Source organism: Streptomyces sp. NPDC096152, from assembly GCF_044763235.1.
In the GTDB taxonomy this organism is placed as follows: Bacteria; Actinomycetota; Actinomycetes; order Streptomycetales; family Streptomycetaceae; genus Streptomyces.
This window is the reverse complement of the sequence record NZ_JBIWFW010000007.1, coordinates 293,206-316,852: the sequence shown is the minus strand read 5'-3', so window position 1 is coordinate 316,852 and position 23,647 is coordinate 293,206. Positions and strand designations below refer to the sequence as shown.

Annotated in this window: 22 protein-coding genes; 11 read left to right on the top strand and 11 right to left on the bottom strand. The window is 72.6% G+C overall.

All coding sequences use genetic code 11. From position 1 onward, the window contains the following. The first annotated feature begins 137 nt into the window (after window positions 1–137). The 5 genes from ACIQ9G_RS24780 (at window position 138) to mscL (ending at window position 4,128) form a co-directional block, all read left to right on the top strand. On the top strand, window positions 138–1,361 hold the full coding sequence (locus tag ACIQ9G_RS24780; protein ID WP_403613800.1) for an MFS transporter: 1,224 nt from the start codon (window positions 138–140) through the stop codon (window positions 1,359–1,361). Window positions 1,362–1,428: 67 nt separating this feature from the next. Further along, window positions 1,429–1,749 (top strand): FmdB family zinc ribbon protein, encoded by a 321-nt coding sequence (locus ACIQ9G_RS24775; RefSeq protein ID WP_403613279.1) that lies wholly within the window; start codon window positions 1,429–1,431, stop codon window positions 1,747–1,749. Between the two features lie 100 nt (window positions 1,750–1,849). Beyond that, window positions 1,850–2,683: an S-methyl-5'-thioadenosine phosphorylase gene (locus ACIQ9G_RS24770; RefSeq protein WP_403613277.1), complete on the top strand. Its 834-nt coding sequence runs from the start codon at window positions 1,850–1,852 to the stop codon at window positions 2,681–2,683. 371 nt (window positions 2,684–3,054) lie between these two features. Then, window positions 3,055–3,612, top strand: a complete 558-nt coding sequence (locus ACIQ9G_RS24765; RefSeq protein WP_403613274.1) for a hypothetical protein — start codon at window positions 3,055–3,057, stop codon at window positions 3,610–3,612. Window positions 3,613–3,669: 57 nt separating this feature from the next. Next, window positions 3,670–4,128, top strand: a complete 459-nt coding sequence (mscL, locus tag ACIQ9G_RS24760; protein ID WP_403613271.1) for a large conductance mechanosensitive channel protein MscL — start codon at window positions 3,670–3,672, stop codon at window positions 4,126–4,128. 123 nt (window positions 4,129–4,251) lie between these two features. Here mscL and ACIQ9G_RS24755 read toward each other — a convergent pair whose 3' ends face one another. Beyond that, window positions 4,252–4,422, bottom strand: a complete 171-nt coding sequence (locus tag ACIQ9G_RS24755) for a hypothetical protein (RefSeq protein ID WP_392194023.1) — start codon at window positions 4,420–4,422, stop codon at window positions 4,252–4,254. 82 nt (window positions 4,423–4,504) lie between these two features. On the opposite strand from ACIQ9G_RS24755, the gene ACIQ9G_RS24750 reads away from it, so the two are divergent. The 3 genes from ACIQ9G_RS24750 to ACIQ9G_RS24740 all read left to right on the top strand — a co-directional run bounded on the left by ACIQ9G_RS24750 (window position 4,505) and on the right by ACIQ9G_RS24740 (window position 7,831). Then, complete coding sequence (locus ACIQ9G_RS24750) at window positions 4,505–5,560, top strand: P1 family peptidase (protein ID WP_403613268.1); 1,056 nt, start codon at window positions 4,505–4,507, stop codon at window positions 5,558–5,560. 131 nt (window positions 5,561–5,691) lie between these two features. Continuing rightward, complete coding sequence (locus ACIQ9G_RS24745) at window positions 5,692–6,909, top strand: Ig-like domain-containing protein (RefSeq protein WP_403613265.1); 1,218 nt, start codon at window positions 5,692–5,694, stop codon at window positions 6,907–6,909. Window positions 6,910–7,084: 175 nt separating this feature from the next. After that, entirely contained in the window at window positions 7,085–7,831 is a 747-nt protein-coding gene (locus ACIQ9G_RS24740; protein ID WP_403613263.1) for a DUF6227 family protein, read from the top strand. A gap of 24 nt (window positions 7,832–7,855) precedes the next feature. Here ACIQ9G_RS24740 and ACIQ9G_RS24735 read toward each other — a convergent pair whose 3' ends face one another. The 5 genes from ACIQ9G_RS24735 to ACIQ9G_RS24715 form a co-directional block, all read right to left on the bottom strand. After that, entirely contained in the window at window positions 7,856–8,110 is a 255-nt protein-coding gene (locus tag ACIQ9G_RS24735; protein WP_403613261.1) for a hypothetical protein, read from the bottom strand. Between the two features lie 167 nt (window positions 8,111–8,277). Continuing rightward, complete coding sequence (locus ACIQ9G_RS24730; RefSeq protein ID WP_403613259.1) at window positions 8,278–10,446, bottom strand: fructose-specific PTS transporter subunit EIIC; 2,169 nt, start codon at window positions 10,444–10,446, stop codon at window positions 8,278–8,280. A gap of 97 nt (window positions 10,447–10,543) precedes the next feature. Next, window positions 10,544–11,491, bottom strand: coding sequence for a 1-phosphofructokinase (gene pfkB / locus ACIQ9G_RS24725; RefSeq protein ID WP_403613256.1), 948 nt, complete (start codon window positions 11,489–11,491; stop codon window positions 10,544–10,546). Then, complete coding sequence (locus tag ACIQ9G_RS24720; RefSeq protein ID WP_392194030.1) at window positions 11,488–12,249, bottom strand: DeoR/GlpR family DNA-binding transcription regulator; 762 nt, start codon at window positions 12,247–12,249, stop codon at window positions 11,488–11,490. Before ACIQ9G_RS24720 ends, pfkB begins: the two co-directional genes overlap by 4 nt. Window positions 12,250–12,387: 138 nt before the next feature. Then, window positions 12,388–13,833 (bottom strand): MFS transporter, encoded by a 1,446-nt coding sequence (locus ACIQ9G_RS24715; protein WP_403613798.1) that lies wholly within the window; start codon window positions 13,831–13,833, stop codon window positions 12,388–12,390. Window positions 13,834–14,057: 224 nt separating this feature from the next. Between ACIQ9G_RS24715 and ACIQ9G_RS24710 the strand changes: the two genes are divergently transcribed. Continuing rightward, window positions 14,058–15,026, top strand: coding sequence for a helix-turn-helix transcriptional regulator (locus tag ACIQ9G_RS24710; RefSeq protein WP_403613254.1), 969 nt, complete (start codon window positions 14,058–14,060; stop codon window positions 15,024–15,026). A 58-nt stretch (window positions 15,027–15,084) separates the two neighbouring features. Here ACIQ9G_RS24710 and ACIQ9G_RS24705 read toward each other — a convergent pair whose 3' ends face one another. From ACIQ9G_RS24705 to ACIQ9G_RS24695, 3 genes are all read right to left on the bottom strand, one after another. Further along, complete coding sequence (locus tag ACIQ9G_RS24705; RefSeq protein ID WP_403613253.1) at window positions 15,085–15,744, bottom strand: TetR/AcrR family transcriptional regulator; 660 nt, start codon at window positions 15,742–15,744, stop codon at window positions 15,085–15,087. A gap of 570 nt (window positions 15,745–16,314) precedes the next feature. Next, window positions 16,315–17,313, bottom strand: a complete 999-nt coding sequence (locus tag ACIQ9G_RS24700; RefSeq protein ID WP_403613251.1) for an RNA polymerase sigma factor RpoD/SigA — start codon at window positions 17,311–17,313, stop codon at window positions 16,315–16,317. Window positions 17,314–17,792: 479 nt separating this feature from the next. Next, window positions 17,793–18,560, bottom strand: coding sequence for a dioxygenase (locus tag ACIQ9G_RS24695; protein ID WP_403613795.1), 768 nt, complete (start codon window positions 18,558–18,560; stop codon window positions 17,793–17,795). Between the two features lie 176 nt (window positions 18,561–18,736). On the opposite strand from ACIQ9G_RS24695, the gene ACIQ9G_RS24690 reads away from it, so the two are divergent. After that, entirely contained in the window at window positions 18,737–19,270 is a 534-nt protein-coding gene (locus tag ACIQ9G_RS24690; RefSeq protein WP_403613249.1) for a MarR family winged helix-turn-helix transcriptional regulator, read from the top strand. A 142-nt stretch (window positions 19,271–19,412) separates the two neighbouring features. On the opposite strand, the gene ACIQ9G_RS24685 is transcribed toward ACIQ9G_RS24690, so the two are convergent. After that, the gene (locus tag ACIQ9G_RS24685) at window positions 19,413–20,963 is read right to left on the bottom strand and encodes an MFS transporter (RefSeq protein WP_403613246.1); all 1,551 of its coding nucleotides are present in this window, start codon (window positions 20,961–20,963) and stop codon (window positions 19,413–19,415) included. Window positions 20,964–21,221: 258 nt separating this feature from the next. After that, the gene (locus tag ACIQ9G_RS24680; protein WP_403613244.1) at window positions 21,222–21,881 is read right to left on the bottom strand and encodes a TetR/AcrR family transcriptional regulator; all 660 of its coding nucleotides are present in this window, start codon (window positions 21,879–21,881) and stop codon (window positions 21,222–21,224) included. Window positions 21,882–22,332: 451 nt separating this feature from the next. On the opposite strand from ACIQ9G_RS24680, the gene ACIQ9G_RS24675 reads away from it, so the two are divergent. Beyond that, complete coding sequence (locus tag ACIQ9G_RS24675) at window positions 22,333–23,616, top strand: M6 family metalloprotease domain-containing protein (protein WP_403613242.1); 1,284 nt, start codon at window positions 22,333–22,335, stop codon at window positions 23,614–23,616. Window positions 23,617–23,647 lie beyond the last annotated feature (31 nt).

Below are 23,647 nucleotides of genomic sequence, written 5' to 3'. Positions count from 1 at the left end.
ACACGACGGAGCCGGGCATCTCGACGGACTCCGCGCACGCGGCGACCGCCGCGAGCGCCACGAACCCGGCGCGCTCGGGGGACCCCGCCGACCCGACCGGTCCGGCGGCATCGTCCTCCCGTCCCGGATACGGGCAGCTGCTGCGCACCCGCGGCGCCTGGACGTTCCTGCTCCCCGGCTTCGCGGCCCGCCAGCCGTTCGCCATGCTCACCCTCTCCATCGTGCTGCTCGTGCAGCACACCACCGGCTCCTACGGCGCGGCGGGCGCCACCGCGGCCGTCACCGGGGTCTCCATGGCCCTGTTCGCCCCCTACAGCGGCCGACTCGCCGACCGTCACGGGCAGCGCGCCGTGCTGGTGCCCGGCGTCCTGGTGCACGCACTGGCGGGACTGACGCTGACGGCGCTCGCCCTCACGCACGCCCCGCTGTGGGCGCTGTTCGCGGCCGCCGTGCCGACCGGCGCCTCGGTGCCGCAGGTCGGGCCCATGGTGCGGGCCCGCTGGGGCGTGACCCTCAAGGACTCCCCGCTGATGAGCACCGCGGCGGCCTTCGAGTCGGTCACGGACGAGCTGACCTTCGTCGTCGGCCCGCTGCTGGCCACCGCGCTGTGCACGACCGTCGCCCCGGCGGCGGGCCTGCTGACGGAGGCCATGCTGACCCTGCTCGGCGGTCTGCTCTTCGCCGCGCGGAAGCACACCCAGCCGGCCGTCACCACCGCGGGCCACGCGCGCGTGGAGCACGCCTCCGCCCTGCGCGTGCCCGGCGTGCGCGTGCTGGTGGTGACCTTCCTGGGCATCGGGTCGGTCTTCGGCGGGATGCAGGTCTCGCTGGCCGCGTTCACCGAGTCGATCGGCGAGCCGGGCCTCAACGGCGTCCTGTACGGGATCTTCGCCGCGGGCAACATGCTCTCCGGCGTGGTCTGCGGCGCCGTGGCCTGGAGGGCCGCCCCGCAGCGCCGCCTCGTCCTCGGCTACGCGGCCCTCGCGCTGACCGCGTCGGCCCTGTGGACCGCCCACTCGGCGGCCGCCCTCGCCGCACTCGGCCTCCTGGTCGGCATGTGCATCGCGCCCGCCCTGATCACCGGCTACACCCTGGTCGAGAGCCTGGTGCCGGCCGGCGCCCGCACCGAGGCGTTCACCTGGCTCACCGGCGCCGTCGCGCTCGGCCAGGCGGCCGCCGTCACCGTCGCCGGACAGCTGGAGGACCGGCTGTGGGGCGGCGCCGGGTTCCTGGTCCCCCTGGCGGGCACGGTACTGGCCCTGGCGACCCTGGTGGCCCTGCGGTCACGGCTCGACGCGCGGCCCCGCGCCCGGACGGTCGCACGTGGCGTCGGTCACCGCTCGCCCGTGTCAGTGGACTGATCTCGAGGAATACGTCACTATGGATCGTCGTTAGCACTCATCGAGTGAGAGTGCCAGGAGGAAGACAGTGCCCACCTACCAGTACCAGTGCACCGAGTGCGGCGAGGGCCTCGAGGCGGTGCAGAAGTTCACCGACGACGCCCTGACCGAGTGCCCGAGCTGCCAGGGGCGCCTGAAGAAGGTGTTCTCCGCGGTCGGCATTGTCTTCAAGGGCTCCGGCTTCTACCGCAACGACAGCCGCGGCTCCTCGTCGAGCAGCAGCCCGGCGTCGTCGTCGAAGTCGTCGAGCACGTCGTCGAGCTCGTCGTCGTCCTCCGACTCGGGTTCGTCGGCCGCGAGCACGTCCCCGGCCTCGCCGTCGAGCTCGGCCGGCACGTCCGCCGCCTGACACCTCTTCTCCCCGGACCCCGCCGTCGCCCGACGGCGGGGTTCCCAGCGTCCCCGAAGCGGCCTCCTCACGGCGGTCGGGGGCGGATAGTGTGCTGGTCATGGCGAACGCAGAGATCGGTGTAATCGGCGGTTCCGGCTTCTACTCGTTCCTGGACGACGTGACCGAGATCCAGGTCGACACGCCGTACGGGCCGCCCAGCGACTCCCTCTACCTCGGTGAGATAGCCGGCCGCCGGGTCGCCTTCCTGCCCCGGCACGGCCGCGGCCACCACCTTCCGCCGCACCGCATCAACTACCGGGCCAACCTGTGGGCGCTGCGCTCCGTGGGCGTGCGCCAGGTCTTCGGCCCCTGCGCGGTGGGCGGCCTGCGCCCCGAGTACGGGCCCGGCACCCTGCTGGTGCCGGACCAGTTCGCCGACCGTACGAAGTCCCGGGTGCAGACGTACTTCGACGGGCTGCCGCTGCCCGACGGCACGGTGCCGCGCGTGGTGCACGTCTCCCTGGCCGACCCCTACTGCCCCACCGGGCGTGCGGCGGCCCTGAAGGCGGCACGCGGGCGGGACTGGGAACCCGTCGACGGCGGCACGCTGGTCGTGGTGGAGGGGCCGCGCTTCTCGACCCGTGCCGAATCGTTGTGGCACCAGGCGCAGGGCTGGTCGGTGGTGGGCATGACCGGCCACCCGGAGGCGGCGCTCGCCCGCGAGCTGGAGCTCTGCTACACCTCACTGACCCTGGTCACCGACCTCGACGCGGGTGCCGAGACCGGCGAGGGCGTCTCGCACGAGGAGGTGCTCCGGGTGTTCGCGTCCAACGTGGAGCGGCTGCGCGGCGTGCTCTTCGACGCGGTGGCCGCGCTGCCCACGGAGGCGGAACGGGACTGCCTGTGCGCGAACGCGCTGGGCGGGATGGATCCGGGGTTCGTACTGCCGTAGGTGTGGGGGCGGGGGCCTGCCTGGTCTGCCTGGTCTGCCTGGTCTGCCTGGTCTGCCTGGTCTGCCTGGTCTGCCTGGTCTGCCTGGTCTGCCTGGTCTGCCTGGCGGAACGTCCCGTTCGGGTGAGGCGGTTGTCCACAACCCGGCAGTAGCACACGGGCTCCGGCGGGCGCCCGCCACTTCGTGGATCGTGGCATCGCAACCGATTCCACGTCGTCCACAGGTGGTGGTCCCTGGTGGTTCAGCGGGTTCCCGTGTCCTCGTCTCCGTCGTTCCCCTCGCTTCCCTCGTCTCCGTCCTCTTCTTCGCCGTATCCGTCGCATCCGCCGTATCCGTCGCATCCGTCGTCGGTTCCGTCGCATCCGTCGTCGGTGCCGTCCCCGGCTTCTTCGCCGTCGCTGTTCCCGCCGGGCACGGACGCTCCCGCCCCGTGCCAGGTGCCCCCTTTCGCCCCGGTGCGGGTGCGCGGCGGCCGGTACGGGCTGCGGCGGCTCGTACGGCACCGGAGGCGGGCGGTGGCGGCCGGGCTCGCCGTGACCGCGGCCGCGCTGGTGGCGGCGGGGCCGGGAGACGGCCCCGACTCTCCTCGGAACGGACGGCCCCGCGGCCATCCGCCGGCGGCCCGGCTGCGGGAGCACCCGGGTGGGAACGGCGAGGCCCTGGTGACCGCGCCGGTGCGGATCGCCGACGCGGCCACGGTCCGGCTGCTGCGGCCGGGCGACCGGGTCGACGTCATCGCCGCGGAGGATCCGGCGGCGGGTGGCGAGGCCCGTGTGGTCGCGCGGGGCGCGCGGGTGACGAAGGTGCCGGAACCCGTGGACGGTACGGCGGAGAGCGGCGCTCTGGTGGCTCTCTCGGTGCCGCGCGCCACGGCGGCGCGTCTGGCGGGGGCCGGTGTGACGTCCCGGCTGGCGGTGACGCTGTGGTGAGCCGTAGGTTGCGGAGCTGTTTGTTCCACAACCTGTTTGTACGAGGAGGGCTCCGAGGTGAGAGAGAAGAAGGACCCGAGCGTCTGGCACGGCTTCAAGGCCTTCCTGATGCGCGGGAACGTCGTCGACCTGGCGGTCGCGGTGGTCGTCGGCGCGGCCTTCACCAACATCGTCAATGCCGTGGTGAAGGGTGTGATCAGCCCGGTCATCGGGGCGATCGGCACCAAGAACCTCGACCACTACAGCTCGTGCCTGAGCGCCACGTGCAAGGGCGACGAGGGCATCCAGATCCTGTGGGGATCGGTGCTCGGCGCCACCCTCCAGTTCGTGATCACCGCGGCGGTGGTCTACTTCCTGATGGTCCTGCCCATGGCGAAGTTCCTGGCCCGCCAGGAGGCACGGAGGAAGGCGCGCGAGGGCACCCGCGAGATCATCGAGGTGACCGAACTGGAAGTGCTCAAGGAGATCCGCGACGAGCTGGTCGCGCAGCGCGGCCCCGAGCGGAGCCGGCGGTAGCGGCCCCGGGCCGGCGGGGCTCCGGGAGGCCTGTCGGCCGGGAAGGTGCCGGGGCCGGTCCCGGAGGCGACAGGGCTGAACCCGGAGGCCGCAGGGCTGACCCGGGAGGCGGTGGAGCTTGCCTCAGATGTGGTGGGGCGGCTTCTCGTCGAGGAAGCGCTTCAGGTCGGCGGCGCTGTCCCTCTCCGTCCGCTCGCCCCACCCGCGGTCGGTGTCGTCCGTGGACTGCTGGCTCAGCGGGTCGTCGAAGATCAGCGCACTCTTGGGATCGCGCGGCTCGGGGGCGGTACTCATGCCTCCAGGGTACGGTCCGCCGCGGCCGGGGCCGTCGGTGAAGTCCGCTCCGGGACGCGGGCGGCGGCGGGAGACTGCCCCCATGAGAGTTGACGCATTGACGGACGTCGCCGGTGTGCGGGTGGGACACGCGACGCGCAGGGGCGGCGGGTGGCTCACCGGCACCACGGTCGTGCTCGCGCCGGAGGGCGGCGCCGTCGCCGCCGTGGACGTGCGCGGCGGCGGCCCGGGCACCAAGGAGACCGACGCACTCGATCCGCGCAACCTGGTGCGGAAGGTGGAGGCGATCGTGCTGACCGGGGGCAGCGCCTACGGGCTCGACGCGGCCTCCGGGGTGATGGCCTGGCTGGAGGAGCAGGGGCGCGGAGTGCGGGTCGGGCCCGACCCCGGGCAGGTCGTGCCGGTGGTGCCCGCCGCCTGCCTCTTCGACCTCGGACGGGGCGGCGACTTCCGGGCCCGGCCGGACGCGGCCACCGGGCGCGCCGCGGTCGAGGCGGCGGCGGGGAGCGAACCGGGTGCGCCCGTGCCGGAGGGCTGCGTGGGCGCCGGGACGGGAGCGGCCGTGGGTCCGCTCAAGGGCGGGATCGGCACCGCCGGCACGGTGCTGGACTCCGGGATCACGGTGGCCGCGCTGGTGGCGGCCAACGCGGTGGGATCGGCGCTGGATCCGGAGACGGGGGTGCTGTACGGGGAGTTGGGGCGGGGGCGGGTGACGTACCCGGACGCGCGGCTCCACGACACCGCGCGCCGGCGGCTCGCCGAGTCCGCCGAACGGAACGGCACTCCGCCGCTGAACACCACGCTGGCGGTGGTCGCCACCGACGCGGACCTGTCCAAGGCGCAGGCGCAGAAGCTGGCCGGGACGGCGCACGACGGCATCGCGCGCGCCGTGCGCCCGGTGCATCTGCTCAACGACGGGGACACGGTGTTCGCGCTGGCCACGGGTGAACACCCGCTGGACTCCGACGATCCCCTCGCCCTGAACGCGGTCCTGGCCGCGGGCGCGGACGTGGTGACCCGGGCGATCGTACGGGCCGTACGCGCCGCCGAGCCGGTGGACGGGCCGGGCGGGGCCTGGCCCGCGTACGAGGAGTTGTACGGAGTCGGCGGTGGGCGGCCGGGCTCGTATATCTCGTGATGCCTGCGATTGTCCCGGTTCTGTCACGCGATGGCCCGTAGCGCGATCGGCGGGAACCCCGGCGGGTGGTGGATCGCTCTTTACCGACGCACTGCAGCGGATCACCTCACCACTCGAACCTGGAGCAGCCCGTGACAACGCCGGACACAGCAGCGCGGCGCGCACTGGTGGCCTGTGCCGCCCTGATGGTCGGCGCCCTGACCCTCACCGGATGCGGTGGCGACGCCACCGCCAACGACGGCAAGGACGGTGACAAGAGCAGCCCCAAGACGTCCACGGCGAAGATCGCCATCTCGGCCAAGGACGGCTCGACGGGTGCCTCGATCAACGCCACCGGCGTCAAGGTCAGCGACGGCAGGCTGACCGAGGTGAAGATGACGGTGGCGGGCGCGGGCCAGGCCGTGCAGGGTTCGATCTCGGCGGACGGCAGGAGCTGGAAGCCGAAGGAGCAGCTGGAGCGCGGCACGAAGTACCAGATCTCGGCGACCGCCAAGGACGAGGACGGGCGTACCGCCGCCGCCAACTCCATCTTCACCACGGTCAGCACGGCGAACAGCTTCATCGGCACGTACACGCCGGACAACGGCGCGACGGTGGGCGTCGGGATGCCGGTGTCGTTCACCTTCGACAAGGCGATCAGCGACAAGAGGGCCGTGCAGTCGCACATCACGGTCACCTCCAGCAGCGGACAGCAGGTCGTCGGCCACTGGTTCGGCGCGCAGCGGCTCGACTTCCGGCCCCAGGACTACTGGAAGGCCGGCTCCAAGGTGACGATGAGGATCGACCTGGACGGCGTGCAGGGCGCGAACGGCGTCTACGGCGTGCAGAAGAAGACGGTCACCTTCGCGATAGGCCGCTCGCAGGTCTCCACGGTCGACGTGGGCACGCAGACGATGACCGTCGTGCGGGACGGGCAGACCCTGAAGACGGTGCCGATCTCGGCGGGCAGCCCGCAGCACACCACCTACAACGGGCGGATGGTGATCTCGGAGAAGTTCGTGCAGACGCGCATGAACGGCTCGACGGTCGGTTTCGGCGGCGAGTACGACATCGCGGACGTGCCGCACGCGATGCGCCTGACCTCGTCGGGCACGTTCATCCACGGCAACTACTGGTACAACAGGGGCAACCCGCCCTTCGGCCGCGAGGGCACCAGTCACGGCTGTGTCGGGCTCGCGGACGTGCAGGGCGCCCAGGGCGACACCAGCGCCAAGTGGTTCTACGACAACTCGCTCGTCGGCGACGTCGTGGTCGTCAAGCACTCCCCCGACTCCACGGTCGCCCCGGACAACGGGCTCAACGGCTGGAACATGGACTGGAGCCAGTGGGCCGCCGGAAGCGCCGCGTGATCGCCAACAGGCCTTCCAGCAGCGGATTTTGACTCATCGCCGGGCCGTGCGGGAACTTCTCGCGCGGCCCGGTCGTTTTCCCGGCGTACGTTTTCTCGGTTCCCGGACATGATGTCCGACCGAGGGGCTACGGTATGCACCCACAAGGTGACATGCAGCGACGCCGGGAGAAACCTTGAGCGTTCCGTACGAGACGGCAGCGTACGAGCCACGCGAGTCGCCCGAGTCTCCGGAGGAGCACCTCGCGCGACTGCTCGGCCGCGCCCTGAACTCCTTCGAGCTGCCCGACGAGACGATACGGCGGCTCGACTGCGCCCTCGCGTACGACGGTTCGCTGCACTCCGCCCACCACAGCGCGGGGCTGCACCGCGAGACGTACCGGCACACCTGGCTGCTCGCCGACGGCTCGGCGCTCACCCTCTGGGAACTGGTGCACAACACCGCGCCGGGCAGCGAGCCGCAGCACGAGGTCTACGTCGACGAGGAGGAGTTGCGCACCGCGACCGGCCGGCTGCCGCTCCCGGCGGACACGCCGGACTTCGAACTCCCGGTGCTGATGCAGCTCTCGCAGGTTGCCGAGGCGCGGCACACGTATGTGCCGGACGGCTCGGCCGATCATGCGCGCCGTCTGCTGCGGCGCGCGGAGAACCCGGACCGGCCGGGCGCGGACATCGCCTCCCTGCTGGCGACGGCGGCCGCGCACCAGATCACCCAGGCCTTCGGCCGCCCCTGCCGCGCGGGCCGCGCCGGACTGTGCTTCTCCCTCTACGAGCACGCCTTCCTGCTCGGTGACGGGAGGGAGATCTCCCTGTGGGAGGTCGAGCACACGGCGACGCCGGACGGCCGGCACATGTGCGAGGTGTACGCGACGGAGGACGCGGCCCGGGACGCGATGGAGCGGCGGGCGGCGCAGGTGTCGTAGGGGCGAGCGCCGGGCAGCGGCCGCTCAGTGGCCTTCGTCCAGTTGCCGCATCAGGCCCACGAAGGCGTCCCGTTCCGCCGGGGTCAGTTCGACGGACTCGCGCCGGGGGCCGGACTCGGACTGGTGGGGGACGGCCGGCAGGCGCGGGAGGGTGGGCCGGCGAGCGGTCTCGATGCGGACGGCGCGTCGGATGCGGGCCAGGCCGATCAGACAGGCGGCGGTCAGCGCGGCGGGGACGGCCACACCTATCCACATCAGGGGCGAGACATGCTCAGGCATGCGTTCCAGTAGACACCACGGCCGGGACTTTGACCCCGGACCGTGACGTATCTCGCAGGTGTCGTGGAACAACTCACAGTGCCCCAAAGGGACAGGGGCAGGAGCGGGCGGGCAGTGCGTCGGCCGCGGCCCCGGGTCGTTCCGGGGGCGCGGCCGACGCCACGGGCTCACGCCGCCACGGGCTGCTTCCGGTCGGCCGCGGGCGCCTGCGCGTCCTCGCCCGTGCCCTGGGCCGCCGCGTCGGGGGCCGGCTTGCGCAGGCTCTTCAGGGCGACCACCAGGGCCGTCGTCACGCACACGCCCGCCGCGATGGCGATCAGGTAGAGGACCGGGTTGCCGATCAGCGGGACCACGAAGACGCCGCCGTGCGGGGCGCGCAGGGTCGCGCCGAAGGCCATGGACAGCGCGCCGGTGACCGCGCCGCCGACCATCGCGGACGGGATGACGCGCAGCGGGTCGGCCGCGGCGAACGGGATCGCGCCCTCGGAGATGAAGGAGGCGCCCAGCACCCAGGCGGCCTTGCCGTTCTCCCGTTCGGTCCGGGTGAAGAGCCGGCCGCGCACGGTGGTCGCCAGCGCCATCGCCAGCGGCGGCACCATGCCCGCCGCCATCACCGCGGCCATGATCTTCATCGCGGAGTCGCTCGGGCTGGTGACCGCGATCCCGGCGGTGGCGAAGGTGTACGCGACCTTGTTGACCGGGCCGCCGAGGTCGAAGCACATCATCAGGCCGAGCAGGGCGCCGAGCAGGACGGCGTTGGTGCCGGTGAGGCCGTTCAGCCAGTCGGTCATCGCCTTCTGCGCGGCGGCGATCGGCTTGCCGACGACCACGAACATCAGGAAGCCGACCACCGCCGAGGAGATCAGCGGGATCACCACCACGGGCATGATGCCGCGCAGGGCCTGCGGTATCCGCACCTTCTGGATCGCCATCACCACACCGCCGGCGATCAGACCGGCCGCCAGGCCGCCGAGGAAGCCCGCGTTGATGGTCAAGGCGATCGAGCCGCCGACGAAACCGGGCACCAGGCCGGGGCGGTCCGCCATGCCGTAGGCGATGTATCCGGCGAGGACCGGGACGAGGAAGCCGAAGGACACCACGCCGATCTGGAAGAGCAGCGCGGCCCAGCTGTCGCCCTGGGTCCACACGAAGTGGTCCATCACCGACGGCGCCTTGTTGATCCTGTAGCCGCCGATCGCGAAGCCGAGGGCGATCAGCAGACCACCGGCCGCGACGAAGGGGACCATGTAACTGACGCCGGACATCAGCCACTTGCGCAGCTTGGTGCCGTAGCCCTCGCGGGCGTCGCCGGTCCGCTCGACCGGTGTGGGTGCCGCACCGGAGGTGACCTCGCCGCGCGCGGCCTTGTCCCGGACCTCGGTGATCAGTTCGCCGGGGCGGTTGATGCCCGCCTTCACGCCGACGTCGACGGTCGGCTTCCCGGCGAAGCGGTCCTTGTCGCGTACGGGCACGTCGTGGGCGAGGATCACGCCGTCCGCGGCGGCGATCACGGCCGGGTCGAGCCGGGTGAAGCCGGCCGAGCCCTGCGTCTCGACGGCGACCTCGACGCCCGCCGCCCGGCCGGCGTTCTCCAGCGACTCGGCCGCCATGTAGGTGTGGGCGATGCCGGTGGGGCAGGAGGTGACGGCGACGATCCGGAAGGGGCGCCCACCGGACGCGCCGGGCGCCTCGGACCCGTCGGGGGCGTCGGGGGCGTCGGACACGTCGGGGGCGTCGGACGCGGGTCCGCTGGAGCTGCCGCCCGGCGCCGGAGTGGGGACCGAGGCGGAGGCGGCGGTGTCCGTCTCGGGCGTGGTGCCCGCTGCGGCGCCGGCGGAGGCCGCCCCCGGCGCCGCAGCGGAGTCTTCGCCGGCGCTCCGCGCCGCCTCGGGGGCCTCGTCACCGCGGATCATCGCCGCCGCGGCGGCCGCGTCGCCCGCCGACCGCAGCGCGGAGGTGAACTCGGCGTTCATCAGCTGCCGCGCCAGCGAGGACAGGATCGTCAGATGGGCGTCGTCGGCGCCGGCCGGCGCGGCGATGAGGAAGATCAGGTCGGCGGGGCCGTCCGCCGCACCGAAGTCGATCCCGGTGGCGCTGCGCCCGAAGGCGAGCGTGGGCTCGGTGACGTGCTCGCTGCGGCAGTGCGGGATGCCGATGCCGCCGTCGAGGCCGGTCGGCATCTGCGCCTCGCGAGCGGCCACGTCGGCGAGGAAACCCTCCAGGTCGGTCACCCGGCCCCGGGCCACCATCCGCTCGGCGAGGGCGCGGGCCGCCGCGTCCTTGGTGTCGGCGGACAGGTCGAGGTCGACCAGGTCCGCGGTGATCATGCTGCTCATCGCGGGCTCCTTAGCACGCGTATCGCCCGGGGCGTGCGGTGGGCGGGGGCGGAGGCGGGGGTGCTGTGCGGGGAAGCGGGAGACGTCGTACGTACGTTCATGGCGCCGGCTCCTTCAGGGGGCGGTCGACCGGCACCTCGGCCGTGACGGTCACCGCCGCCGGGTCCAGGTCGCGCGGGGTCGGCATCACGCTGCCCGGCAGCCGGACGGCGGCCGCGCCGTGCGCGACGGCGGAGGCGAGGGCCTCCCGGCCACGGCCGCCCGCGATCAGGAAGCCGGCGAGCGAGGAGTCGCCGGCCCCCACATTGCTGCGGACGACGTCGACGTGCGCGGAGCCGAACCAGGCGCCCGCACCGTCCACGAGCAGCTGGCCGTCGGCGCCCAGACTGGCGAGCACGGCGCCCGCGCCCAGCCCGCGCAGTTCCTCGGCCGCCTTCAGTGCGTCGCCCACCGTGGCCAGCGGGCGTCCGACGGCCTCCGCGAGCTCCTCGGCGTTCGGCTTCACCACGTCCGGGCCCTCGCGCAGTGCCGCGAGCAGCGCGGGTCCGGAGGTGTCCAGCGCGATGCGCACTCCGGCGGTGTGCGCCCGCGTGACCAGGTCGGCGTACCAGGACGGGGCGAGTCCGCGCGGCAGGCTGCCGCAGCACGCGATCCAGTCGGCGCCGCGCGACTGCCGCCGCACGGTGTCCAGGAGCAGTTCCTGCTCGTCGGCGGACAGCTCCGGCCCCGGCGCGTTGATCTTCGTGAGGACACCGTCGGCCTCGGCGAGGGCGATGTTGGAGCGGGTGGCCCCGGCGACCGGCACCGGCGCGACCTCGATGCCCTGCGCGTCGAGCAGCTCCGCGACCAGCGCGCCCGGTGCGCCTCCCAGGGGCAGCACGGCGACCGTGCGCCGTCCGGCCGCGGCGACCGCTCGGGAGACGTTCACTCCCTTGCCGCCCGGGTCCATCCGTTCGCCGGTGGCGCGGACGACCTCGCCGCGGTGGAGCATGGGGACCTCGTAGGTGCGGTCCAGGGACGGGTTGGGGGTGACGGTGAGGATCATGCGCGCACCACTTCCGTGCCGCCGCGCTCGATGGCGGCGCCGTCCTCGGGGCTCAGACCGCTGTCGGTGATCAGCAGGTCCACGTCGCTCAGGTCGCCGAAGCGGGCGAAGTGCTCCTGGCCGTGCTTGGCGGAGTCGGCGAGCAGCACCACACGGCGGGCGGCGGCGACCGCCGCGCGCTTCACGGCGGCCTCGGCGAGGTCGGGGGTGGTCAGACCGTGCTCGGCGGAGAAGCCGTTGGCGGCGACGAACAGCACGTCGGCGCGGATCTCGCCGTAGGCGCGCAGGGCCCAGGCGTCCACGGCGGCGCGGGTACGGTGCCGCACGCGCCCTCCGACGAGGTGCAGCTGGATGCCCGGGTGGTCGGCGAGGCGGGCCGCGATGGGGAGGCTGTGCGTGACGACGGTGAGGGTGGCCTCCAGCGGGACGGCCCCGGCCAGGCGGGCGACCGTCGTACCGGCGTCGAGGATCACCGTGCCCTCGGTGGGCAGCTCGGCGAGGGCCGCCTTGGCGATCCGGTCCTTCTCGTCGGCGGCGGTGGACTCGCGCTCGGTGAGGTCCGGCTCGAAGTCGAGGCGCCCGGCCGGGATGGCACCGCCGTGCACGCGGCGGACCAGGCCGGCGCGGTCGAGTGCCTTCAGGTCCCGGCGGATGGTCTCCGCGGTCACCTGGAACTCCTCGGCGAGCGACACGACGTCCACCCGGCCGCCGTCACGGGCGAGCCGGAGGATCTCCTGCTGCCGCTCCGGTGCGTACATGTCCGTTTGCCTCCGACCGATGCCCGAACCTGTGGTTTCCCTGCGAGGCTACGCCCGCCCATGGGGAAAGTAAACAGGTTCGGGCTCGAATCGGGCATGAACGGGCTTCCGGAGCATGAGCGGGGCGGGCGGGGCGGGTCAGCCCGCGAGCGCGCGCTCCCGCTCCGGCGTCCCGGGTGCCGCCGGCTCCTCCCCCGCGCCCTCCGTGTGCTGCGCCGGGCGCCCGGGCAGCGCGGACATCAGGACGAAGATGACGCCCATCACCGCGGCGACGTACACCAGCGCGTGCCGGAAGGCGTGCACGAAGGCCGGGCCGACCTGGGCCGGTGCCGGCCGGTCGCCGATCACGCCGAAGAACACCACCGACACCAGGCCGAGCCCCAGCGCGTTGCCCATCTGCTGCACGGTGTTGATCAGGCCGGACGCCGAACCGGCGTGCTCCCGCGGCACCTCCGAGAGCACCGCGTCCGTCAGCGGGGCGACGATCAGGCCCATGCCCGCGCCCATCACGACCAGCGGCAGCGCCATCTGCCAGGAGGCGATGTGCAGGCCGTAGCGGCCGGACTCCCAGATGTAGAGCAGGACACCGGCGCCCATGGTCAGCGCACCCGCCTGGAGGACCTTGCGGCCGAACCGCGGGACCAGCTTCTGCACCGACATCCCCGCCGCCACCGAGACCGCGATCGAGAACGGGACGCCCGTCAGCCCGGCCCGCAGCGCGCTCCACCCCAGCCCGATCTGCATGTACAGCGTCCAGACCAGGAAGAACACACCGAGCGCGACACCGAAGACCGTCTGGACGGCGATGCCCGCCGCGAAGCTCTTGACCCGGAACAGGGACAGTTCGACCAGCGGGGAGCCGTCCCTCGCCGCCTTCCGCCGCTCGTACGCCACCAGGACCGCGAAGACCACGAACGCGCCCGCCATCGACCCGTATCCCCACAGCGGCCAGCCCAGCTCACGGCCGCGGGTCAGCGGGTAGAGCAGCATCAGCAGGCCGAGGGTGACCAGGGCGACTCCGACGAGGTCCAGTTTCAGAGCGCGCGGGGCCCTTGACTCGGTGATGAAGCGGCCGCCGAGGAGGAGGGCGGCGATGCCGACCGGGAGGTTGATCAGGAAGATCGGGCGCCATTCGAGGCCGAAGAGGTTCCATTCGGTGAGCAGCGCGCCGAGCAGCGGACCGGAGACCGCGCCGAGCCCGACGATCGCCCCGAACAGGCCGAAGACCTTGCCGCGTTCGTGCGCCGGGAAGGTGGCGTGCACGATCGACAGGACCTGCGGCACCATCATCGCCGCCATGGCGCCCTGGAGGATGCGGGAGGCGACCAGCATGTCCGGGTTCGCGGCGAAGCCGCACAGGGCGGAGGCCAGGGTGAAACCGCCGATACCCACGAGGAACAGTCGCTTGCGGCCGTGGATGTCGCCGAGGCGCCCGCCGGTGATCAGGCCGGCGGCGAAGGCGAGGGCGTAACCGGCGGTGATCCACTGGATCTGGCTGAAGGACGCGCCGGCGTCCCGCTGGATGGACGGGATCGCGATGTTGACGATCGTGACGTCCACGAGGTCCATGAAGGCCGCGGTCATGACGATGGCGAGCGCGAACCAGCGGCGGCGATCGGCTGCGCCGGGGGCGCCGGAGGAGCCGGCGATGTGCGGGGTGGGGCCGGAGGTGCCCGCGGCGCCGGCGGCGAACGCCGGTTCGGGGGGCGTGTCGCGGGTCGTGTCGCGGGTCGTGTCGGTGGTCATGGCTTCACGGTAGAAGCGCAATAGGTCAGATCATGTCCTAGCCGTACGGCATTCTCGGACGCATGACGACGGACACTCCGGCTCGGCTGCTGACGCTCCTGTCCCTCCTCCAGACGCCCCGCGAATGGCCCGGCGGTGAACTCGCCGGGCGGCTCGGGGTGTCCCGCCGTACGGTCCGGCGCGACATCGACCGGTTGCGGGAGCTGGGCTATCCCGTGCAGGCGACGCGGGGCTCCGACGGGGGCTACCGGCTGGTCGCGGGCAAGGCGATGCCGCCGCTGGTGCTCGACGACGAGGAGGCGGTGGCGATCGCGGTGGGGCTGCGGGCGGGGGCCGGGCACGCGGTGGAGGGCGTGGACGAGGCGTCGGTACGGGCCCTGGCGAAGCTGGAGCAGGTGCTGCCGGCCCGGCTGCGGCACCGGGTCTCCACCCTGCAGGCCGCGACGACACCCCTGGTGAGCGGGGACGGGGCGAGCATCGCGCCCGAGACGCTGACCGTGATGGCGTCGACGGTCGCGGGGCAGGAGCGGCTGCGGTTCTCCTACCGGGCCGGGGACGGGACCGAGACGCGCCGCCTGACCGAGCCGCACCGCCTGGTCTCGACCGGGCGGCGCTGGTACCTCGTGGCCTACGACCTCGATCGCGCGGACTGGCGGACGTTCCGGGTCGACCGGGTGAGCGAGCCGTTCGCGACGGGGGCGCGGTTCACTCCGCGGGAGCTGCCGACCGGGAGCGCGGCGGAGTACCTGCGGCAGTCGATGCACCGGCAGCAGGGGACGTACGGGTTCACCGTGACGTTCGCCGAGTCCGCGGACGTCGTGGCGGGGCGGCTGCCGGCCTGGCTCGGTGCGCCGGAACCGCTCGACGGCGGCGGGTGCCGCCTGCGGGCGAGCACCGGTGACCGGGTGGAGTGGCTGGCGGTGCGGCTGCTGATGACGGGGTTCGAGTTCGTGGTGCGGGAGCCCGCGGAACTGGTGGACTGCGTCCGCGAACTGGGGGCGCGGCTCAACCGGGCGGCCGGGGGCGCCTGAGCGGGAGGCGTGCGGCGAGGGCAGCGACAGGGACGGGCCGCGGCCAGGGGTGCGTGGATCAGGTCCAGTCGAAGTCGCGCAGGGCGGCGAGGTTGCGCAGGGCCAGCTCGGCGGGGCCGTCCGGGCCGTCGGGCGGGGAGTCCCCAGCGGCCCAGCTCTCCACCGCCACGCGTACGGCGGCGCTGGCCACGGCGGCGGCGAAGCGCACCTCCTGGGAGCCGGGCGGCCGCTCGGCAACGTTGTCGAGGCGGGCCGCCAGGACGTCCGCCAGCCTCCGTTCCGACGCCTGGCACTCCTCCGCCCAGACCTTGCGCACCGCCGGATTGGTGTCGGCCAGCCGGATGAGCGTGCGGACCCACTGCCACGAGGCCTCCGAGACCCCGGCGCCGGGGGTCAGGGTGTAGCGCACCGCGTGTTCCAGGGCGCGGAGGACGGGGAGGTCGTCGGGGGCTTCGCGCACCGCCTGTGTCCACCGTTCGGCACCGGTCGCGTAGAGGGGCGCCACGGCCTCCTCCTTCGTGGCGAAGTACCGGTAGAACGTGCGCGGGGCGACGCCGGCGGCCTGGGCGATGTCCTCGGCGCGGGTGGCCCGCAGCCCCCGCGTGACGAAGAGGTGGGCCGCGGCCCGGGCGATCTCCATCCGGGTGACGGCCTTGCGGCGCTCGGTCAGCGTGGGCGAGGAGGAGGTACGTCTCGGGGAGGGGGTGGAACTGCTCACATCGGCAGGTTATGCCTGTGTGGCACAATCTGCCATCTGGGCGGGCCACCCCGGGGTTCAGGTCCGGGGTGCCCCGCCTGTCTGGTGTGTGCGGAGGCGGAGAAGGAAGTAGCCGGGCTCCGGCACCCGGGGGGGTGGCGCCGAAGCCCGGCTGGGGAGAGTCCCGGCGCCGGGGGGGTGTGCGTCGGGACTTGGCTCGGTGGTCCGTCCGCCGACTCGTCCGGTGGCCGTGCGGTGGCCGTTCCGGGGTCGGTGCGGGCGGTTTCGTGCGGGGCCCGTGCGGGCCGAACTGCTGTGCCATGAAAGGTTGTTCCCACGGCCCCCCGGGTTGAAGCGGCGGTACAGCGCCATTGTTTGCGCGTACTTCTGCCACCCGGCGTACGCGGTCGGCGCACGGCGCTCGCCGCCCGGCATCGACGAGACCCTTCCGGCACCCGCGAGCCGCGGAACCTTCCGCGATCGGCGGACAGTCGCGGTCTCCCCTGCGCGGCCGGCGGACGGGGCTCCCCTTCCGGGGCCCGCGTCACGCCGACGCCAGGGGCGGCGTCACGCCGACGCCTCGGGACCGTGTCAGGCCGCCGCGTCGAAGCCGGTGTCGCGGGCCAGCTTCTTCAGCTCCAGCAGGGCGTGCTTCTCGATCTGGCGGATGCGCTCGCGCGTCAGCCCGTGCTCCTTGCCCACCTCGGTCAGCGTGCGCTCCCGGCCGTCATCGATGCCGTAGCGCATCTTGATGATGGAGGCCGTGCGCTGGTCGAGGCGGCCGATCAGGTCGTCGAGCTCCTCGCTCCGCAGCAGGGTGAGCACCGACTGCTCCGGCGACACCGCGGAGGTGTCCTCCAGGAGGTCGCCGAACTGGGTCTCGCCCTCGTCGTCCACCGACATGTTCAGCGAGACCGGGTCGCGGGCCCAGTCGAGGACGTCCGCAACGCGCTCCGGCGTCGAGCCGAGCTCGGTGGCGATCTCCGCGGGCTCCGGGTCACGGCCGTGCTCCCGGTTGAACTCGCGCTGGACCCGGCGGATGCGGCCGAGTTCCTCCACGAGGTGGACGGGCAGGCGGATCGTGCGGGACTGGTCCGCTATGGAGCGGGTGATCGCCTGACGGATCCACCAGGTCGCGTACGTCGAGAACTTGAAGCCCTTGCGGTAGTCGAACTTCTCGACAGCGCGCACCAGGCCGGCGTTGCCCTCCTGGATCAGGTCCAGCAGGGGCAGGCCGCTGCGCGGGTAGCGCCGGGCGACGGCGACGACCAGGCGGAGGTTGGAACGGATGAAGATGTCCTTGGCACGCTCCCCCTCGGCGACCAGGGCTTCGAGCTCCTCGCGGGAGGCGTCCGCCTTGGCCTCCTCGAGCCCGTCGAGGATCTGCTGTGCGAACACACCCGCCTCGATGACCTGGGACAGCTCGACTTCCTTCGCGGCGTCGAGCAGCGGTGTACGCGCGATCTCGTCGAGATACATGCCGACCAGGTCGCGGTCGGCGATCTCGCCGCCATGGGCGCGAACACTGTTTGCCGCGTCGGCCGTCTCGCCGGTGGCGGACTTACGACGGGCGACGGCACGGGTTGCCATGCGTGCTCCCTTGCGATGGTGGGTCAGCGGGTGGGCTTCGGACGCTGGACACTGTCTTGGGGGACTCTCCTCGGGTGCCCCGCATCCGATGGAAACAACGACTGGAATCCGGACAGAATTCCCAACCCGCCCCCCAATTTTTCTGATCATGCAGTACCCTGCACGGCCGCAGCGCCCTAGCATCGCCGACGGCCCCCACGGAGACGCAGGTCAGAGCGGTTACCGCCCTCTCCTCCAGGTTTCCGCGAACCCGGTGGACCGCGCCGCCGTGAGGTTCCGGTCACACGTACGGTGGCCGGTCCCTCACGGGAAGAGCCACGGAGAGCGCCGCGGGGAGGGCTGCGGGGAGAGCGTCACCCTCGGCCGTTCTCCCACTCTCAAGGACGGGTGGTACCAGCCGAAGGTTGCCGCAAACCCGGACTCTCAGGAGATTCCCAGACTCTCCACACCCAGAGGTACGCGGCGCGTGTGCGCTTGTTTCAGCCGAACTGCACGGACCGCTTCGCCATTCCCATCCAGAAGCCGTCGATCACGGATTTCTGCGTGTCCAGCTCCCCGCCGACCTCCGCCGCGCCCATGGTCACGAAGAGCGGGGCGAAGTGCTCGGTGCGCGGATGGGCGTACCGGCCGGCCGGGGCCTTGTCGAGGAAGTCGAGCAGGGCGTCCCAGTCGCGGGCCTCCAGCGCGCGGCGGCCCCAGTCGTCGAACTCGGAGGACCAGCTCGGCACCCCGCGCCCGGCGTGACGCAGCGCGGCCAGGTTGTGGGTGAAGAAGCCGGAGCCGACGATCAGCACGCCCTCGTCGCGCAGCGGGGCCAGCCTGCGGCCGATCTCCATGAGCTTCACCGGGTCGAGGGTCGGCATGGAGATCTGCAGGACGGGGACGTCGGCCGCGGGGAACATCTCGACGAGCGGGACGTAGGCGCCGTGGTCGAGGCCGCGACCGGGCACGTCCTGCACCGGCATACCGGGGGCGCGCAGCAGCTTGCGCACGCTCGCGGCGAGTTCGGGGGCGCCGGGAGCGTCGTAGCGCACCTGGTAGTAGTGCTCCGGGAAGCCCCAGAAGTCGTAGACGAGGGGAACCGGCTCGGTGGCGCCGACGGCGAGCGGGGCCTCCTCCCAGTGGGCGGAGACCACGAGGATCGCCTTGGGGCGGGGCAGCGCGGCGGACCAGGAGGCGAGTTCACCGGGCCAGACCGGGTCGTCCGCGAGGGGTGGGGCGCCGTGGCTGAGGTAGAGGGCGGGCATGCGTCCGGGGGCGCGCTCCGCCGCGCCCTCCCGGCTGCGGCCCTGCTGCGTGTGCGCCTGGGTGACTTCGGACATGGTGGCGGCTCCCTCCGGCATTGCTTGAAAGCTAAAGCTTTACTGGAGAGGGTACGTGCAAGTTGTTTAAGTTTCAAGAAGCAGCCTCGTACAGTGGAGCCATGAACACGGCACCCGCATCCGCGTCCGGCTCCGGCCCCGGCCCCACCGGGGACCACCGCTGGCTCACCGCCGAGGAGCAGCGCGTCTGGCGCTCCTACCTGCACGCCACCACCCTCCTGGAGGACCACCTCGACCGGCAGTTGCAGCGTGACGCGGGGATGCCGCACATCTACTACGGCCTTCTCGTCCAGCTCGCCGAGTCCCCGGGCCGCCGCCTGCGGATGACCGAGCTGGCCAGGAACGCGAAGATCACCCGCTCCCGCCTCTCGCACGCCGTGGCGCGCCTGGAGAAGAACGGATGGGTACGCCGTGAGGACTGCCCCTCCGACAAGCGGGGCCAGTTCGCGGTGCTGACCGAGGAGGGGCGGGACGTCCTGCGCCGCACCGCGCCCGGCCATGTGGCCGCCGTACGCCAGGCCCTGTTCGACCGGCTGACTTCGGAACAGCAGAAGTCCCTCGGCGAGATCATGCAGATCGTCGCCGAGGGACTTCAGCCGGACGAAGCGGGTGCGGACCTGCCCTGGCTCCGCTGAGCGGAGTGCGCGGAGGGGCCGGGGCAGGGAAGGGGCAGGCCGTCCGGTCGATGGACGGCCGGTGGGTCGATGGACTGCCGGTGGGTCGATGGACTGCCGGTGGGTCGATGGACTGCCGGTCGGTCGATGGACGGCCGGTGCGTCAGTGGGCGACGACCGGGACCATCACCTCGTCCTCGACGCCCTCGCCCGCGCCGGAGCCGGAGCCCGAACCGGTGACCGTGGCGCTCCCCGGGCGGCCGGCGTTGACGAAGGACAGCGCGATCAAGGAGGCCGCGGCCAGGATGCCGACGGCGAACCAGATGGCGCTCGCGTAACCGTGCACCATGCCCTCCAGCCGGACCAGCTGCTGCTGCGGCCTGGAAGCGGCGGCCCCGATGTGGTCCTTGACGTACCCGCTGTTCGCGGAGGCCGCGATCGTGTTCAGCAGGGCCGTACCGATCGCACCGCCCACCTGCTGCGAGGTGTTGACCATCGCCGAGGCGACACCGGCGTCACGCGGCTCGACGCCCAGGGTGGCCAGGGACATGGCCGGCATGAACGCCGTACCCATGCCGAGACCGAGCAGCAGCATCGCCGGCAGCAGCAGCGCGGCGTACGAGGAGCCGATCTCCAGCTGGGTCAGCAGCAGCATGCCGAGGGCCGCGACCAGGAAGCCGGGGCCCATCAGCCGCCGCGGCGCCACCCGGGTCATGAGCCGGGCGCCGATCTGGGTGGAGCCGGTGATCATGCCCGCGATCATCGGGAGGAAGGCGAAGCCGGTCTTCACCGGCGAGTAGCCCTTCACGACCTGGAGGTAGTAGGTGAGGAAGAGGAAGAGGCCGAACATCGCGATGATCGCCAGGCCCAGCGAGAGGTAGACACCGCCGCGGTTGCGCTCGGTGACCACGCGCAGCGGCAGCAGCGGGGCCTTGACCTTCGACTCGACGACGACGAAGGCCGCGAGCAGCAGGGCCGACCCGACGAACATGCCCACGGTCACGGAGTCGCCCCAGCCGTCGGACTCGGCGCGGGTGAAGCCGTAGACCAGCGCGACCAGGCCCAGGGTGGACAGCACGACGCCGGGGATGTCGAGCGGCGCGCGCTTGCGGCTGCCCTCGGGCTCGCGGACGACCAGGTAGGCACCGGCCGCGGCGACGACGGCGAACGGGATGTTCACGAAGAACGTCCAACGCCAGTCCAGGTACTCGGTGAGGAAGCCGCCGAGGATCAGGCCGACGGCGCCGCCGCCACCGGCGATCGCGCCGTAGATGCCGAACGCCTTGGCGCGTTCCTTGGCGTCGGTGAACATCACCGCGAGCAGGGAGAGTGCGGCCGGCGCGAGCAGCGCGCCGAACGCGCCCTGCAGGGCGCGGGCCCCGAACATCATCGCGCCGCTCGTGGCCGCGCCGCCGAGCGCGGAGGCGGCGGCGAAGCCGGCCAGGCCGGTGACGAAGGCGCGCTTGCGGCCCCACAGGTCGGCGATGCGTCCGCCGAACAGCAGCAGACCGCCGAAGGCCAGGGCGTACGCCGTGACGACCCACTGCCGGTTGCCGTCGGAGATGCCGAGGTCCAGCTGGGCGGAGGGCAGGGCGATGTTCACGATGGTGGCGTCCAGGACGACCATCAGCTGGGCGAGCGCGATGAAGACGAGCGCCTTCCAGCGGTTGGCGTCGGGGACGACGCCGGGAGCCTTCACGGCTGTTTCGGACATGGGGGTACCCACTTCGGGACTTCGTGACGGAAAAAGGGTGACGTGTGCCGGCGGCTCGTCGTCGGTGACGGCCACGGGATCTTGACGGCTTTGGTGGCTGGGCGGGGTGGCTTTGGCTGATGGGGGGTGGCTTTGGCGGATGGGGGGCTTTGGTGGATGGGGGGGCTTTGGTGGCTAAGTGGCTTCGGCGGCTGGGTGGCTTCGGCGGCTGGGTGGCTGGATGCCCGGGTGGAGGAGGGGCGCGGTGCCGTGCCCGCGTTACTCAGGCAGCCTGGCGCAGGTCCTCAGGTCCTCCATGGTCGCCGCGGCACCCGGCAGGACGGACCGGGCCGGAGCCCGCAACCCGTCCAGGAACAGCTGCAGATGACGGTGTACGAAGCGGTCGGTGCCGAGGCAGCCGGTGCCGGCCGGGGGCCGGCTGAGCTGGGCCACGGCCACCATCAGGTCGCCGACGCCCACGTCCGAGCGCAGTTGCCCGGCCGCCTTGGCGCGGTCCATGACCTCCTCGACGAGACGCTCCACCCGTTCGCGGGCGGCTTCCAGATCGGGGTGGTGCTGGTCGAAGGTGCTGGAGATCATCGGGCACAGCGCGCTGATCCGCTCGTCGGCGGCGACGTGCACGAAGCGCTCCAGGGCGTCGAAGGCGTCGCCGGTCTCCGCGAGCGCCTGCTCCGCCGCCAGCGCCGTACGGTCCATGACCGAACAGACGACCTCGCGGACGAGAGCGTCGCGGTCCGGGAAGTTGCGGTACAGCGTGGCGTTGCCGACGCCGGCCCGGCGGGCGATCTCGTCGAGCGGCACCTCGGGTCCGAACTCGACGAACATCTCGCGGGCGGCGGTGACGATCCGCTCCCGGTTGCGCAGAGCGTCGGCGCGAGGCCGGGTCGCCTTGCGCGAGTGGGCGGTCGCGGTCTGCACGGCGTACTCCTCGACTGATCGTGGGGCTTGCGGGTCTGGGGGCTCGGGCATGGGGCCTTGGGCCTCAAGCCCCGAGCCTGGGGTCTTGCTGAGTCCTGTCGCGTGTCGCCGCGATCCGGGGAAGGAATCCCCGTTTCGCTGGACACAGGGCTAAACGGGGAAACGGTCCCCGGTTATTTCCCGCGCCCGCCAAGTTTTCCGGTGACCTGGGTCACATGACCATGGGTGACCCCCGGACCCTGACCATGGGTGACCCCCGGACCCTGACCATGGGTGACCCCCGGACCCCTGCCATGAGTGCCCCCCGGTCCCCTGACCAGCCCCTCACTTCCCTCCCGATCGGCCGTCGCACGATCGGCCGCTCCAGCGCGCGCCCACCGCCCCGACGACACAGGGTGATCGAAAGGGTGCAGCCGGAGACCGGTGGCTGCCTGGCGCGAAAGGTCCACGGATGCAGCCGCAGCCCCGCCACCGGATACGCAAGCGCCGTGCGGCCGCCCTCGCCTCCGTGACCGCGCTGACCCTGGCGGTCAGCACGTCGGCCGGATCGGGGCGCCTCACGGCGGGGCCCTCGGCCACCGGTGCGGGCTCGGCCCTCCTGGCCCGCTCCCCCGCCCTCAACCCGTGTCTGATCAGCGGCGGTTCGGCCGTGCAGATGTCGGAGGGCATACCGACCGGCAGCGGCTACGCCCGCTCCGTCGGCACCGTCCACGCCCTGACCGTCATGATCGACTTCCCGGACGCACCGGGCGCGGGCAAAGCGCTCGACCGCTACCACGAGTTCTTCCCGCGGACCCAGGAGTGGTTCCGCACCGCCTCCTACGGCCGGCTCGACTACCGCCCCGAAACCCCGATATCCGGGTGGCTGCGCATGCCCAAGCCCTTCAAGGCGTACGGCATAGAGCGCGGCGCGCCCTTCGACCCCGGCTACCGCCAACTCGTCCAGGACATCGTCACGGCGGCCGACCCCACGGTGGACTTCCGGGACTACGACCTGCTGAACGTGCTGATGACCCCCAACGCCGGGCCGTCCGCGCTGGAGACGGTGCTGTCGGTGACGTTCGCGGGCAACAGCGCGGCCCCGGTCGCCGACGGCGTCCCGGTGGCGAACGCCTCCTTCGTCTACTCCCGCCAGGACGACGGCTCCGGCTCCTACGGCAGCACCGGTTACCGCGTCCTGCCCCACGAGAACGGCCACGTCTTCGGCCTGCCCGACCTGTACACGCCGGAGGGCGGGGGCGCGGTCGGCCACTGGGACATCATGAGCGAGGACTGGGGGGCCGACAACGACCTCCTCGGCTGGCACAAGTGGAAGCTGGGCTGGCTGGACGCCTCCCAGGTGAGCTGCGCGGCCAAGCGGGGCTCGGTCGAGTACCCGCTGACGCCGCTGGCCCGCCCCGGCGGCCCGAAACTGGTCTTCGTCCCCCTCGACGCCCGCAGCGGCTACGCCCTGGAACTGCGCACCCGCGCCGGCAACGACGAGACCGTCTGCCAACCGGGCGTCCTCATCTACAAGGTCGACGCGGACGTCGACACCGGCCGCGGCCCGATCAAGGTCTACGACGCCCACCGCGACTCCGGCGGCTGCACCCGCAGCCCCAACGTCCACGCCGAACTCTCCGACGCGCCCTTCGCGCCGGGCCAGTCCTTCCGGGACCCCCGGGCGGGCATCCGCATCGACGTGGCGGCGGCCGACCTCCACGGGAACTACCGGGTGCGGGTCACCCGGCGGTGAGGGCCGGTGAGGGCCGGTGCGGGCCCCTCGG